Below are 13,166 nucleotides of genomic sequence, written 5' to 3' on the forward strand. Positions count from 1 at the left end.
GTTGGTTGATGGTCACGTCGAGTCCGACATCGTTCAGGTTGGATTTGACGACCTGTGCGGCCTGAATCGGACTCGGGTTGTACGGACGCGGGTTCTTGAACGTCGCCAACTCGAACGAGAAGCCGCCGCCGTAGCCCGCTTGCTTCAGCAACTTCTTCGCCTTCTCCGGGTTGTGCTCGTACGGGCTGATGCTGTCGTTGTAGCCCATGACGCTTTCTGGAATCGGCTGGTTCGCCTCCTTTGCAATACCATCGAAGATGGTGTTGACGATGGCCTTCGTGTTGATGGCGTAGCTGATGGCCTGCCGGACCTTCTTCTTCCGGAACGGCTTCACCTTCGCCATGTTGAACGCCATGTAGCCGATGTTGATACCGGCGGCGGAGATGAGTTTCGCGTTGCTCGACTGTTTGACCTGCTGGGACGACTGTGCGCCGAGGCCGTCGATGATGTCCGCGTTACCCGTGTCGAGGGTCTGTGCACGCGAGGTGTTTTTCCCGACGACAGTGAAGACGACTTCGTCCACGTACGGGCCGTCTCCCCAGTAATCGTCGTTCTTTTCGAGGCGAACACGGTTGTTGCTCGTGTCCCAGTTCTTGAGTTTGAACGGGCCGGTGCCGACCGGGTTCGATTTGAGCTTCGTATCGTACTTCTTGATAGCCTTCTCGGAGTGAACCGCCGAAACGAACATGGCGAGGTTCGGCAGGATGGGCGCGTACTTCTTCTCCAAGGTGATTTCGAGTTTGTTGTCGCCCTTCGCTTTCACGTCCTTGATGACGCCGAGCGTGTACGGACCGTACGAGGAGGCGTACTTCTTGCCGGGGTAGTACTTGTAATCCTTGTCCACGAACCGGCGGTAGGAGGCGACGAAGTCGTCCGCGGTGAACGTCTCCCCGTTGTGGAACTTCACGTTCTTGCGGAGGTCGAGCGTGACCGTCTTGCCGTCCACGTTCCAGTTCGTCGCGAGTCCCTCCGTGAGGGAGGTCTTGCCGGGTTTGAATGCGATGAGCGTATCGTACAGCTGGTTGGTCACTTTCGCGACTTCACCGCTGGTCGAGTTCTGGAAGTCGAGGGACCCCGAACTGCTCCCGCGTGCGTAGGTGAGCGTGCCGCCCTTACCGCCGCTGTTTCCGTTATCGGTGTTGTCTCCGCCACCGTTCCCATCGCTCGTCGAACTGTTGTCGTCGCCCGTGTTACCGCCGATACAACCAGCGAGCGTCGCTGCTGCTGCAGCACCACCAGCAGCTTTGAGGAAATTACGTCTGTCAGTCAATCTGTCGCGTGACGCCATACGCCACTGTGGTCACATGTTCTATATAAACATACCGGAGCTATAATATCCAATATACAGACGAAAATTAGGATAAACCGATCTTCGGAGGAACTTCATTATATATTTGGATGGAAAACACTGGATGTCTGAAGTCGATTTTTATTGTCCATTCAATGAAACGAAATTCAGGAACGGACCGGAGATCCGCTTCACGACGTACCCCTGCACGTCGTTTCCGACGCCGTGGTGTCCCATCTCAAAACAGTTCCTTTTCTGATATATTTCCCAAATGTCGACGATGGATGTCATAATCCTGCCGGACGGAACCGTGATGGCACTCGATTGGAACGAGGGTCGAACGTGTCGAATCGAGAATACGGGTCGAAAACTGAACTCGTTCGGATTAGTTCGGCTGCTCGTAGAGATGACAGGCCGACGGGTGGGTCGTGTCCTGAAGCACCGGATTCTGCTGCTCGCAGATGCTCGCAAACTGCTCGCGCAGGAGTGACTCCGCCGACTCCCAGTCGCCATCGGCGAGGTGGTCGAACGACTCGGCGACGACCTCACGTGGTTCACCCGTTGGTTCCGTCTCGAACAGCCTGTCCCAGAGAATGGCGTGGAACGGGTCGTTCACGGGCTGTCGGGTCGCCGATTCACCCGTCGAAGCGTTGGACCCCTCACCCGCCGTGGGCTGGGCGTCCGTCCGCTTTTCACCGCCGTCGGTCGCTGCTCGGACTTGGGAGCTACCCTCTGCCGCTCGCTCGTGGACCGATTCGAGGTTGATGGCGCGGTTCTCGACTCGCTCGCGGTAGTTCATCACTTCGCGGTACGCCTGCTGGTCGATATCCATCCCCTCCGGGGGGATGATCTGCGGACAGCGCGTTCGGAAGTGACAGCCGCTCGGCGGGTTGATGGGCGACGGCACGTCACCCTTGAGGATGACGCGGTCGTCGGTGTCCACTCTGGGGTCGGGCTCCGGAATCGCCGAGAGCAGCGCTTGTGTGTAGGGATGTTTCGGATCGGCGAACAGTTCGTCCGTGTCCGCGATCTCCACGATCTCGCCGAGGTACATCACGGCGATGCGGTCGGAGATGTGCCGAACGACGGAGAGGTCGTGGGCGATGAACAGGAACGTCAGGCCGAACTCGTCCTGCAGGTCTTCGAGCAGGTTGATGATCTGGGCCTGCACGGAGACGTCCAGCGCCGAGACCGGTTCGTCGGCGACGATGAAGTCCGGGTCCACCGCGAGCGCGCGGGCGATGCCGACGCGCTGGCGTTGGCCGCCGGAAATCTCGTGTGGGTACCGGTCGCGCTGACTGGGGTCGAGGCCGACGTTCTCCATCAGTTCCTCGACGCGTTCCCGTCGGTTCTCCTTCGCCAGTCCGTGGATCTTGAGCGGTTCCGCGATGATGCTCCCGATGGACATCCGTGGGTCCAGACTGGACAGCGGGTCCTGGAAAATCATCTGGACGTCCTTGCGTCGCTCGCGCATCTCGTCGCCGTCCAAGCCGCCGAGGTCCGTTCCGGCGAAGACGACTCGCCCGTCGGTCAAGTCTTCGAGCCGGAGCAGTGACCGACCGGCGGTCGATTTGCCACAGCCGGACTCGCCGACCAATCCCACCGTCTCGCCCTCGTAGATGTCGAACGAGATGCCGTCGACCGCTTTCACGCTGTCGTCGCCGTCCGAGAGCCACTTATCGAGGAAGTCGTCCGCGCGCGAGTAGTGCTTCTTCAGCTGATCGACTTCGACCAGCGTGTCGCCGATTTCGTGGTCACTGGTCGTGAGACTCTCCTGTTCCTGGATGTACTCCGTTTTGTCGAACGATTCGAGGACGCACTTGGCGCGGTGGTCCAGGTCCTCCGGACCGTGTTGGAGGTTCGGAATTTCACCCTGCGTACATTCGGGTTGCGCCCACGGACAGCGGTCGGCGAAGTGACATCCCTGCGGCATGTCGATGAGGTCGGGAACGTTCCCCTCGATGGGGGTCAGTCGTTCCTTGTCCTCGCGCGGGACGGATTCGAGGAGCGCGTAGGTGTACGGGTGGCTCGGGTTGTGGAAAATCTCGTCCACGGGGCCGACTTCCACGAGGTCTCCCGCGTACATCACCGCGACTCGGTCACAGGTCTCGGCGACGACGCCGAGGTCGTGGGTGATCATGAAGACGGACATGCCCAACTCGTCCTGCAGGTCGTTGATGAGGTCGAGAATCTGGGCCTGAATCGTCACGTCCAGTGCGGTCGTCGGCTCGTCCGCGATGAGCAGTTTCGGCTTGCACGCGAGTGCGATAGCGATGAGGACGCGTTGGCGCATCCCGCCCGAGAACTCGTGTGGGTACTCCTCCACGCGAGATTCCGGTTCCGGAATCCCCACTTCTTCGAGGATGTCGATGGTGTCTTCGAGGAGCTCGCCGTCGATTTCGTCGTTACCGAGTTTCGGGGCAATTTCCCGCACCGCGTTCCACCAGCTATCCTTTCGCTGGCCGCCGTACTGGTGGAGTCGAAGGCTTTCGGCCACCTGCTCGCCGACGGTCAGTGCCGGGTTGAGCGAGGTCATGGGGTCCTGGAAGATCATCCCCATCTCGCTGCCGCGGATGTCCCGCATGACGGATTCGGGCGCGGCCATGATATCGATGTAGCCCTCGTCGGGGAACACGAACTCCCCGACGCCGCTCGGATATTTCTCGGCGAACGCTTCGGCGACTTCGGCGTGCTGGAATTTCATATCTCCCGAAACGACTTCACCCGGGTCGTCGATGAGTTGCATCGCCGAGAGCGCGGTAACACTCTTTCCGGACCCTGATTCGCCGACGAGTCCGATCGTTTCGCCCTCGCGGATATTCAGTTCGAAGTCGTCCACCGCTTCGACAGTTCCCCGCTCGGTGTGGAACTGCGTTTTGAGATTCGAGATGGACAGTAGATCGCTCACGATTACGCGGCTATGGTGGTCGCGCGAGCAAAAATCGTTCGGTTGAGTATAGCATACGACACAGTAACGAAAGGAAGCTCGTGAAAAAATCTCACAACCGCAAAACCATCTCTAGCTCGAAACTCTCGGCATCGGCCGTCTCGAACCCGACGTTGCGATAGAGGTTGACGGCGGCGCGGTTCCATCGTTCGACCGTGAGCCACACCTTGCCGATGCCTTCCTGTCGCCCATAGCCGAGGAGTGTTCGGATGAGATGCGATCCGATTCCGGCGCGTTGGTACTCCTGATGTACGAAGATGGCGAGCTCGTAGGAGGAGTTCCCGTCGGGAACGAGGGTCGCATGACCCGCGACCTCGTCACCGTCCCATGCGACGACGTTCAACCCGTCGCCGTCGGTCAGCGTCTCCACCCAGTTGCGCACCCGTGGTTCCGTGGCCGGGGGAATCCCCTGTGCTCGGTCGGCCGGGTCGAAATCGACGTACATCGAGACGAGTGCTTCCGCATCACCCTCCTCGAAGGGACGGACTTCGATGTCTCGCCCTTCGCGGTCGGTGAACGTCTGCGGTGGTTCCGGGAACGGCCCAGCGGGCTCGTCCGGGAACCGGCGGTCGGGACTCATCGTACTAGTTTCACCGAGACGTGCGAGTTCAATAGGACGAACTCCGCGATCTGGCCCAAGCGGATCTTCCCCATCGGACTGCGCTGGCCGCCGTCGAGGACGATCTGTTCGAACCCTTCGCTTTCGGCGATGTCGAGCAGTCGGCTCCCGGGATCGCCGGAGACCTCCCGAACGGTCGCGTCGAACTCGACGTCGTCCAGTACCGCCTGTACCTTCTCCGTGATGTCGTCCTTCGCCAGATCGCTTTCCGGGTTGTCGAGGATGGCGACCGTCAGTTCGTCGTCCGCCGCGACCGCGCGCTCGACGGTTCGGGAGAGCGCGGTAAGGGAGTCATCGCTCCCGCCGATTCCCAATAAGACCTTCATACTACCTCCATTTCCGCCGGGTATCAAAACAGTTGGGTGCGATACGCTTTTGCACCCCGCTCGGTAACGACGGGATATGTCGAACGACCCCTCCCCGCCCGAGCCCGAAACGGAGGACGAGCACGCCGAAACGACACGCGAGACGGCGGAAGGCGTTTCCCAGGAGATGGCCGCCGAATCGGCGACCGAAACGACTCCCGATGTCGGAAACGATACCACACCCGCCGAACCTGATACCCCCGAAATACCGCCGGAGGTGCAGAAATACGCGCGATTCAAGAAGATGGACGGGGCACAGTACGACCGCGTCAACGAGTTCCTGCGCGACCGGACCTACATCACCGCGCGCGAGTGGGCCATCGCCCGTCTCTGTGCGGACTTCCGAACCGAAACCGGCGTAGAGATGACGAAAATCGGGAACAACCTCCCGTATCTCGTCCCGTTCATGACCGACACGTACACCCCGCAGGCGGTGAATCAGGCGCGGTCGGCGTTCGAGGACAAGGTTCGAAAAGCGGGCGCGACGTTCCTCTATGGCGCGATGTCCGGCTTTTTCACCGCCGAGGAATTGGACGACGTGATGTACGAGGTGACCGAGGTCGCCAAGTTCCTGCTCGAAGTCGAGGGCGTGGACCTCGCGGTCGAGGACGAACTCGCCGCCGAGGACAGGATTTCGAGCGTCATGCGCGAGGTGCGTGAATCGAGCGAGGAGTTGCGCCACGACGAGATGGAGTGTCCCCACTGCGGGCACGAAATCAACGGCGAGGAGTAGGGTTCGTTACTCTTCGACGTCCGCTTCTTCCACGTCGGCGGTCGCCGCTTCGATCTCTTCCTCCGTCGGGCGGAACAGCGACGGGTCGTCGTGAACGAACTGGACGCGGTCCTCGCTTAGCGTTCGGACGAACGTGTACATCTCCCCCGCTTCTGTCGCGTCGTCCAACATCCCCTCCGCTCCCTGCATGTCGTAGTACACCGGGTAGAGAACGGCGGTTTCGGCGTCGTGGTCTTCCATGACGACGACACCGAACACTAGGCCATCGGCGAGCGCGCGATAGAATTCGAACGCATCGAACGAAACGCCGTCGTCCATCAGTTCCTCTACCTCCTCGAACTCGTTGTCCGGAACGAGCACGTCGAGTCCGAACTCGTCGTCCTCGTCCAGCCAAAGCGGCGTTACGTCGCCGGGATGAAGCTGTACCGTCTCCCATCCCTCGTCGTCGTATTCCGCCGCTGTCGCGTCCATGTCGTCGATGACGTTCTCCCAGTACGGCATCGCGCGTGAGTGCGCCGTGACGTTCGGCGTCGTCCGGTCCATACACCGATGGGCGGTTTTTTCGGGTAAAAACGTTGTGTCATCGCGGTTCGACCGCGCGTCTCAACTTCTGGCGATTCGAGGGGACACCAGATAATCGACTACCCCAGCACCTTCGGCGAACGAGTGGTGCATCGCGAGCGGGATGTCGACGCCGAGTTCGAGTTCGACGTCCAAATCGCGCGGCATCGCTCGGTCGATGGCCGTCAGATAGTCGATGGAGAACAGCGCGTGTGCGTCGCCGGGGGTGAACCCCGCGAGGTCGTCCGCCGGAACCGCGAGCGAGACGTCGTCGGTGTCGCCGTCCGCCTCGGCGTAGAACAGTTCCTCCTCCGCGTCGATTCCGAGCGTCACGTGACTCGAAACCATATCGGCCGCCGTCACCGCCCGACTGATGGTTTCGGCGTCCGTGACGACTTCCCCGGTGAATTCGAACTCGACGTTCGACCGGTCCGGCGGAGAGCGAACCGTCTCGGGGTCGAGGAGGGCGAGCGTGTAGGTGAGTTCGCCGATGCGAATCACGAGTTTTCGCGTCTCGGCGTCGAGCGTAAGCGATATCAACTGGTCGCGCTCGGCCATCCCCACGATATCGCTGAATCGAGGTACGTTGACGCCGACGTGGGCACCGTCGGTCTCGTAGGATTCGAACGCGTCGGGTTTCAGGATGAGGTCGATGGCGGCCACGGTGGCGGGGTCCATCGCCGGGATACGGATACCGTCGTCGTCGAAGTAGAGATGACACTCGTCTACCAACGCCTCGACCAGCGAGACGGTCGTCTGCATCACGTTGGCGCTCACAACCCCTTCGAACAAGCTGTCTCCGTCGCTGCTATGCCGCGGTTTCGAACTGGTTTCGCTCATCGTTTATCGGCTAAGATATCAGCAAACAACCACCTAATGATTTTGCTAATACTCTCGACAGATAACTCAATATGGGTTATGATTATATGAGTGCATCTCATTTCATAACCTGATATAAGTTATGGACGGGAACGAGCGACCCCGCGGAATCCTGAGTCAGGCCGACCGCGCGTATCTTCGCGGCGAGTCCGAACTCGCGAGTACGCAATCGGAACGCAACACGCGTGCGCGCATCCGGGACCGAACGTACAACGCGATGTGCGATTTCGAACTCCTCGTTGAGCGACTTCCGGAACGCGACCGACGGCTCATCTTCGAAAAGCGGTTCGAAAACATGGACGGCGCGGCGGCGTTCGATGCGCTCGTGTCCGCCGTTTCGTTCCTCTATCGAGCGACTGAGGACACCAGCCTCGATTTCGAGACGGTATTGCACGAAGGAATCAACATGGCGGAGGTGAGAGGGGGCAGGGTGGCGAGCGTCGATCTCGATCTGACCTTCCACTCGCTCTCCGTCGAGCAACTACGACACAAATTGGAAGCGGGTGAAGCGTTGTCGCTCACCGAAATCGCCTACCTACACGACAGCGACGAGATACGGATGGACGAACTGGCGGAGTATTTCAGGGACGCGGACGAGGAGTTGGCGATCGACGACGGGCGGATTCAATCGAAGATGACCAACTTCTGAGCCCCATCTAACCGAGAGAACGGAATCAGACCGAGAGAACGGGTTGGCTGGCGTACAGGAGTACGTACTCCGCCGCCTTTTCGAGCACGTCTCCGGGTTCGTCGGCGAGCGTTTCCCGCGGGACGACGATGAAGTCGGCGTCGACCTCGTCCGCACTGTCGAGCACGGTGCTGCCGGGATGGCGGAGTTTGCTGTGCGTCGAAAAGCCGTAGGCTATCGAACTGCCGAGTTCGACGTCGGCGTTCTCGGCGATGGCGTGTGCACCGTCGATGAACGATTCCGTCTCGTCGATGACGTCGTCCTCCTCAACCGTTCCGGTCTCGATCGCTCGGGACACTTCCTCACCGAACACGTAGAGCGTGTGAACATCGGCACCGTAGCGGTCGGCGATAGCAACCGCGTACTCGACGGCACGCACCGATTCGTCGCTTCCGTCTACCGGAACGAGTACCGTGTTTACTTCGACTGACGACTCGGACATACGTGTGGGTGCGCGTAGGTAAGCAAAAAGCCTTCTCCCGCTCGCCCGTCGAGAAACCGCAATCGGATGGGATTGCGGCTTGAGTGCAACCTTGCCCCGTCGGGCGTACTGATAACATGCACCATAGACCTTAGCCGTTTGGATTGGCGCAATTTAGTCTTAGGCTTTAAGCGGGATGCCGGAGGAATGAGAAACGATGATAGACACCGTCGTTATCGCCACCGATGGTTCCGAGAGCGTCGAACGGGCAGTGACGGTCGCACTCGACCTCGCGCGCCGCTTCGACGCCGAGGTACACGCGCTCTACGTCGTGGACGAGGGAGAAGTGAACTCCTCCCCCGAAACGCTGCGCGAGGAGTTTCACGACGCGCTCGAAGCACAAGCCGAAACGGCGCTCGAATCGATCCGCGAGAATACGAACGGGAGCGTCGTCACCGCCGTCCGGGAGGGCGATCCGGCCGCAGAAATCGGGGAGTACGCCCGCGACAACGACGTGGACGTGGTCGCGACGGGGACGCGAGGACGACACGGTGAAAACCGATTCCTCATCGGGAGCGTCGCCGAACGCGTCGTTCGAACCTGCCCGACACCCGTGTTGACGGTCCGGCAACTCGATCCGAGCGAGGCGTGAGGAAGACATTTATCAGACGGCTACGATGTTCCCGCCATGACCGCCATCGAATTGGTGGACGTTTCCAAGCGATTTGGGAACGTCGTTGCCCTCCGCAACCTCGATCTCTCCATACAGGAAGGTGAGGTGTTCGGTTTTCTCGGCCCCAACGGCGCGGGAAAATCGACCACCATCGACATCGTTCTCGACTACGTTAGACCGACCAGCGGAACGGTCAGCGTTTTCGGCCACGACGCCCAGCGAGAAACCCGGGCCGTTCACGAACGGATCGGTGTCCTCCCTGACGCCTACCACTCCTACGGCCATCTCACCGCCCGTCAACACCTCGACTTCGTCATCGAAACACGCGGCGCGAACGACGACCCGGACAGGATACTGGAACGGGTCGGCATTCCCGAGGCAGCGGACCGGCGGGCGGAAGGATTCTCGAAGGGGATGACCCAGCGACTCATCCTCGGCATGGCGCTCGTCGGCGACCCCGACTTGCTCATCCTCGACGAACCGACGACCGGCCTCGATCCCAATGGGGCGCTGGCGATGCGGGAAATCATCCAGGAGGAGAGCGACCGCGGGACGACCGTGTTCTTCTCCAGTCATATCCTGGAGCAGGTTGAAGCGGTTTGTGACCGCGTCGCGATCCTCAACGACGGCGAACTGGTCACGGTGAACTCCATCGACGGACTCCGCGAGACGGTCGGCTCTGGTGCGTCACTGACCGTCGAAGTGGATCGGATTCCGTCGGGTACGCTCGACAGAGTGCGTGGCGTCGAGGGCGTCGGGAACGTCGTCGCCGACGGGACGACGCTCGTGGTGGCCTGTACGAACCAGTCGAAAAAGCGCGTTCTCGACGTCGTCGAATCGACGGGTGCAGTTATCGAGGATTTCGAAACCGAGGAGGCGTCGCTCGAAGAACTGTTCGCCACCTACACGGCGGAGGTACCGGCATGAACTGGCCCGTTTTGGCGAAAAAGGACTTCCTCGACGCCTACCGGAAGTGGTCGCTCGCGACTGCGGCCGCCGGGTTCGTCCTGTTCTTCGCCGTTCCGACGTATCTGGGGATGAGCCACGCGCAAAATCCCGGCGGGCAGGACTTCTTCGGGTTCGTGCAGACGGCCCTCTTTTTCGTCCCGTTGGCGGGGCTGATGATGAGTTACGGGGCTATCGCGGGCGAGCGCGAACTCGGCAGCCTGAAACTCCTGCTCGCGCTCCCGTACACCCGGTTGGACGTGATTTCCGGGAAGGCCATCGGACGGGCCGCAGTCGTCGGCGCGGCGGCGACTATCGGCATTCTCGTCTCGACGCTCGTCTTCGTCGTCCTCGGCGGGACGCTCTCCATCGTCGGGTACATGCTGTTTCTCGTTCTCGTCCTGCTCCTCGCGGCGGCGTACACGAGTTCCGCGGTCTGTCTCTCGGCCGCTTCGCCGACGAGCAACCGCGCGATGGCGACGAGCGTCGGGTTCTTCCTCCTGACGCTCGCGGGCTGGTCGGCGATTCCGCTGGTGATCCGGTACGTGCTCAACGGTTTTTCGATGCCGAGTGGCGCGGAACCCGTCTGGGCGAAAGTCATCGACAGCCTCAGTCCCATCCAGGCCTACTCGAACGGGATGAGTTCGCTGGTGCACGGACACGCCGCATCCACGTTCTATCGGTCCGGCTGGTTCGCCCTCCTCGTCCTCCTCGGATGGGCCGTGGTCCCGGTCGCGCTCGGCTATCGGCGGTTTCGTTCGGCGGACCTCTGACCCGTTTTTTGACGCGGGATTCCACACCCGGTAGAATTCTTTTGTCTGTTCGGATAAATATATATTTTTCGTTAGAAATACATAATATCCGGACGTGAGGAGTTTCACTTCCAGATGGTTGACAGCCAGAGTTCACGATCGGAACGAGCAGTATCTGCCACTAGCAGCTCACGGCGCGGATTTCTACTGAAATCAGGAAGTGTTCTCGCGGCGGCGACGGTTGCGACGGGAGTCGGTGCGGCGGCGGGCGAGGAGCGGACGTCTCACGCGATTCGGCGCGGAACGAACGACGAAACGGACGTACACGTCGTCAAATCCGGGGAACCGGGTCCGACGGCCGTCGTCGTCGGTGGCATCCACGGCAACGAACCGGCCGGATACCGGGCCGCCGGTGGTATCGCCGAATGGTCCATCGACAAGGGGAAACTCGTCGTGATTCCGCGAGCGAACCCGGTCGCTATCGAACGGGGAGCGTATCTGAACGACGATGGGAACCTGAACACCAAGTTTCACCCGGGGTGCGAACCGAGGACGGCACTCGCTCGCGCTCTCTGGTACGAGATCGACCGTCACGACCCGAAGACGGTGTTGACCCTCCATAGCTCGAAGGGCATCCTTTGGGATGCGGATGCGCCGGACGGAACCGGACAAGCCATCTTCCCGACGACTTCGGAAGGTGCCGACCGGGACGCGACGAAAACGGCGTCGTACATGAACAACCACCACCTCGCCGACTCGCTCCCCGAGTACTACGAGTTCAAGATGGGGCGGTTGCTCGACGGGAGCGAACCCCTCCTGGCCGGAAAAGTCGGCCGCGACATGGAGATCCCCGCCTATCTCCTCGATACGACGCGATACGGTACGGACCTCGACACGCGGATCAACTGGACGCTGAACATGGTCCGTCACCTCCTCGAACGGAACGGCATCTCCCGAACGTTCGAATAAGTTCGTCTTCCCGGAGCCATACCCGGTAACTCTTTGGGACAGGGGTATGAGGGAAGGTATGAAAGATTGGGTTATCGACGACGAGAACCTCTCGCTCGAACGGAAATCGCTCCTCCCGGGTGAGGGCTTTTTCTTTCCCGACTCGCTCGAAGCACGGCAGGAAGAACAGGAAGCGAAAGAGGAGTTGGAGGGTGCGGAACGGGCCGTCGTCGCCGACCCCGACGCTGACGGACTGGCGGCAACCGCGCTCGTTCGCGAAGCCTACGGCGAGACGGCGCTCATCGACGCCGGACCGCACGACCTCGCGGACGCCCTCGAACGGGTCGTCGCGTACAGCGAACCCGGTGCGACCGTCTTCATCTGTGACCTCTGTCCCGACGCCTACGAGCCGATAGCGACGGAACTCGAAGTCCTCGTTGAGGAGGCGAACGAGGTCTTCTGGTTCGACCACCACCAGTGGGACGAAGCCGTGGCCGACGCCGTTCGCGCGCTCGGTATCGAACTCGTCGTCGGGGAATCCGACGAAGAGTGTACCGCCGACGTGGTCGCCCGCTCGCTCGACTACGACTTCCCGGACTACCTCGTCGAACTCGCGGAAGTCACGCGCGACCACGACTTGTGGCTTCGGGACGACCCACGGAGCGACGACTTGGCGGACTACTCCTACTGGGCGGAACCCGAGGAGTACATGGCGGTCATTCAGGAACACGGCGCGGAACTCCCCGCGGAAGTCGAGGAGTTCCTCGCGGAACAGCGCGTCGAGAAGGAGGCGCTCATCGAGCGGGCGGTTTCCCGCGCCGAGATGAAGCGAATCGGCGACTGGACGGTCGGGGTCACCTACGGCCGCTGTTCGCAGAACGAGGTCGCGGAAGCGATGCGCGAACAGGGTGCGGACGCTTCGGTCGTCGTCAAACCCGCCGGAAGCGCGAGTATTCGCGGTACCGACGAGTTCGAGCGATGCCACGAGGTCGCACGGCAGGTCAACGGCGGCGGCCACCCGAAAGCGGCGGGTTGCAAACCGAGCATCTACGACGACATGCTGGACTACGCCCACCACTGGACCACACAGGGCGCGGTGACCAAACAGGTGATTCTGGAAGCGTTCTGGGCCCTGAAACACGAGGACGACGAACTGGACACCGACGAATAGGGTCGCTTCGAACGGACCGTCCCGAACAGTACAAAAAATTAACTGTTCTGCGTTGCTACTCGTCAGGATGGTCGATAAAAACGCGGTTCGTCGCGCGTACGACGTTTCAATTCCTCGTGTTCAGTTCCTCGTAAGATCACTACCGATGATCTATCCGAAGAGTTTGGGGTCACACA

14 protein-coding genes are annotated in these 13,166 nt (G+C 61.0%); 7 read left to right on the forward strand and 7 right to left on the reverse strand.

Features of this window, described 5'->3' with window-relative positions; all coding sequences use genetic code 11:
* The 4 genes from WBV42_RS14385 to WBV42_RS14400 form a co-directional block, all read right to left on the reverse strand.
* Nucleotides 1-1,288, reverse strand: a 1,288-nt coding sequence (locus WBV42_RS14385) for an ABC transporter substrate-binding protein (RefSeq protein ID WP_423986642.1), incomplete at its 3' end; no start/stop codon positions are given.
* Between the two features lie 385 nt (nt 1,289-1,673).
* The gene (locus tag WBV42_RS14390) at nt 1,674-4,196 is read right to left on the reverse strand and encodes a dipeptide ABC transporter ATP-binding protein (RefSeq protein ID WP_423986643.1); all 2,523 of its coding nucleotides are present in this window, start codon (nt 4,194-4,196) and stop codon (nt 1,674-1,676) included.
* A gap of 91 nt (nt 4,197-4,287) precedes the next feature.
* On the reverse strand, nt 4,288-4,815 hold the full coding sequence (locus WBV42_RS14395; protein ID WP_423986644.1) for an N-acetyltransferase family protein: 528 nt from the start codon (nt 4,813-4,815) through the stop codon (nt 4,288-4,290).
* Entirely contained in the window at nt 4,812-5,180 is a 369-nt protein-coding gene (locus WBV42_RS14400) for a universal stress protein (RefSeq protein WP_423986645.1), read from the reverse strand. The genes WBV42_RS14395 and WBV42_RS14400 overlap by 4 nt, the downstream gene beginning before the upstream one ends.
* A gap of 76 nt (nt 5,181-5,256) precedes the next feature.
* Between WBV42_RS14400 and WBV42_RS14405 the strand changes: the two genes are divergently transcribed.
* The gene (locus WBV42_RS14405; protein WP_423986646.1) at nt 5,257-5,952 is read left to right on the forward strand and encodes a DUF5806 family protein; all 696 of its coding nucleotides are present in this window, start codon (nt 5,257-5,259) and stop codon (nt 5,950-5,952) included.
* A gap of 6 nt (nt 5,953-5,958) precedes the next feature.
* Here WBV42_RS14405 and WBV42_RS14410 read toward each other — a convergent pair whose 3' ends face one another.
* Together WBV42_RS14410 and WBV42_RS14415 are read right to left on the reverse strand one after the other, a co-directional pair.
* Nucleotides 5,959-6,495, reverse strand: a complete 537-nt coding sequence (locus WBV42_RS14410; RefSeq protein WP_423986647.1) for a DUF7529 family protein — start codon at nt 6,493-6,495, stop codon at nt 5,959-5,961.
* A gap of 60 nt (nt 6,496-6,555) precedes the next feature.
* Nucleotides 6,556-7,305, reverse strand: coding sequence for a DNA polymerase sliding clamp (locus WBV42_RS14415; RefSeq protein WP_423986654.1), 750 nt, complete (start codon nt 7,303-7,305; stop codon nt 6,556-6,558).
* Between the two features lie 169 nt (nt 7,306-7,474).
* Here WBV42_RS14415 and WBV42_RS14420 point away from each other — a divergent pair, with 169 nt between their 5' ends.
* Entirely contained in the window at nt 7,475-8,041 is a 567-nt protein-coding gene (locus tag WBV42_RS14420; protein ID WP_423986648.1) for a hypothetical protein, read from the forward strand.
* Between the two features lie 25 nt (nt 8,042-8,066).
* On the opposite strand, the gene WBV42_RS14425 is transcribed toward WBV42_RS14420, so the two are convergent.
* Nucleotides 8,067-8,522 carry a universal stress protein gene (locus WBV42_RS14425; protein WP_423986649.1) on the reverse strand — a complete coding sequence of 152 codons (456 nt, stop codon included), beginning with the start codon at nt 8,520-8,522 and terminating at the stop codon, nt 8,067-8,069.
* A 196-nt stretch (nt 8,523-8,718) separates the two neighbouring features.
* Between WBV42_RS14425 and WBV42_RS14430 the strand changes: the two genes are divergently transcribed.
* The 5 genes from WBV42_RS14430 (at nt 8,719) to WBV42_RS14450 (ending at nt 12,990) form a co-directional block, all read left to right on the forward strand.
* Nucleotides 8,719-9,153 carry a universal stress protein gene (locus tag WBV42_RS14430; protein WP_253228893.1) on the forward strand — a complete coding sequence of 145 codons (435 nt, stop codon included), beginning with the start codon at nt 8,719-8,721 and terminating at the stop codon, nt 9,151-9,153.
* Between the two features lie 36 nt (nt 9,154-9,189).
* The gene (locus tag WBV42_RS14435) at nt 9,190-10,101 is read left to right on the forward strand and encodes an ABC transporter ATP-binding protein (protein WP_423986650.1); all 912 of its coding nucleotides are present in this window, start codon (nt 9,190-9,192) and stop codon (nt 10,099-10,101) included.
* A complete protein-coding gene (locus WBV42_RS14440; protein ID WP_423986651.1) occupies nt 10,098-10,892 on the forward strand; it encodes an ABC transporter permease subunit in 795 nt (264 codons plus the stop codon). The genes WBV42_RS14435 and WBV42_RS14440 overlap by 4 nt, the downstream gene beginning before the upstream one ends.
* A 114-nt stretch (nt 10,893-11,006) precedes the next feature.
* Complete coding sequence (locus tag WBV42_RS14445; RefSeq protein ID WP_423986652.1) at nt 11,007-11,840, forward strand: deacylase; 834 nt, start codon at nt 11,007-11,009, stop codon at nt 11,838-11,840.
* A gap of 58 nt (nt 11,841-11,898) precedes the next feature.
* Nucleotides 11,899-12,990 (forward strand): DHH family phosphoesterase, encoded by a 1,092-nt coding sequence (locus WBV42_RS14450; protein ID WP_423986653.1) that lies wholly within the window; start codon nt 11,899-11,901, stop codon nt 12,988-12,990.
* Nucleotides 12,991-13,166 lie beyond the last annotated feature (176 nt).

It is taken from the genome of Haladaptatus sp. (assembly GCF_049589095.1).
GTDB lineage: Archaea > Halobacteriota > Halobacteria > Halobacteriales > Haladaptataceae > Haladaptatus.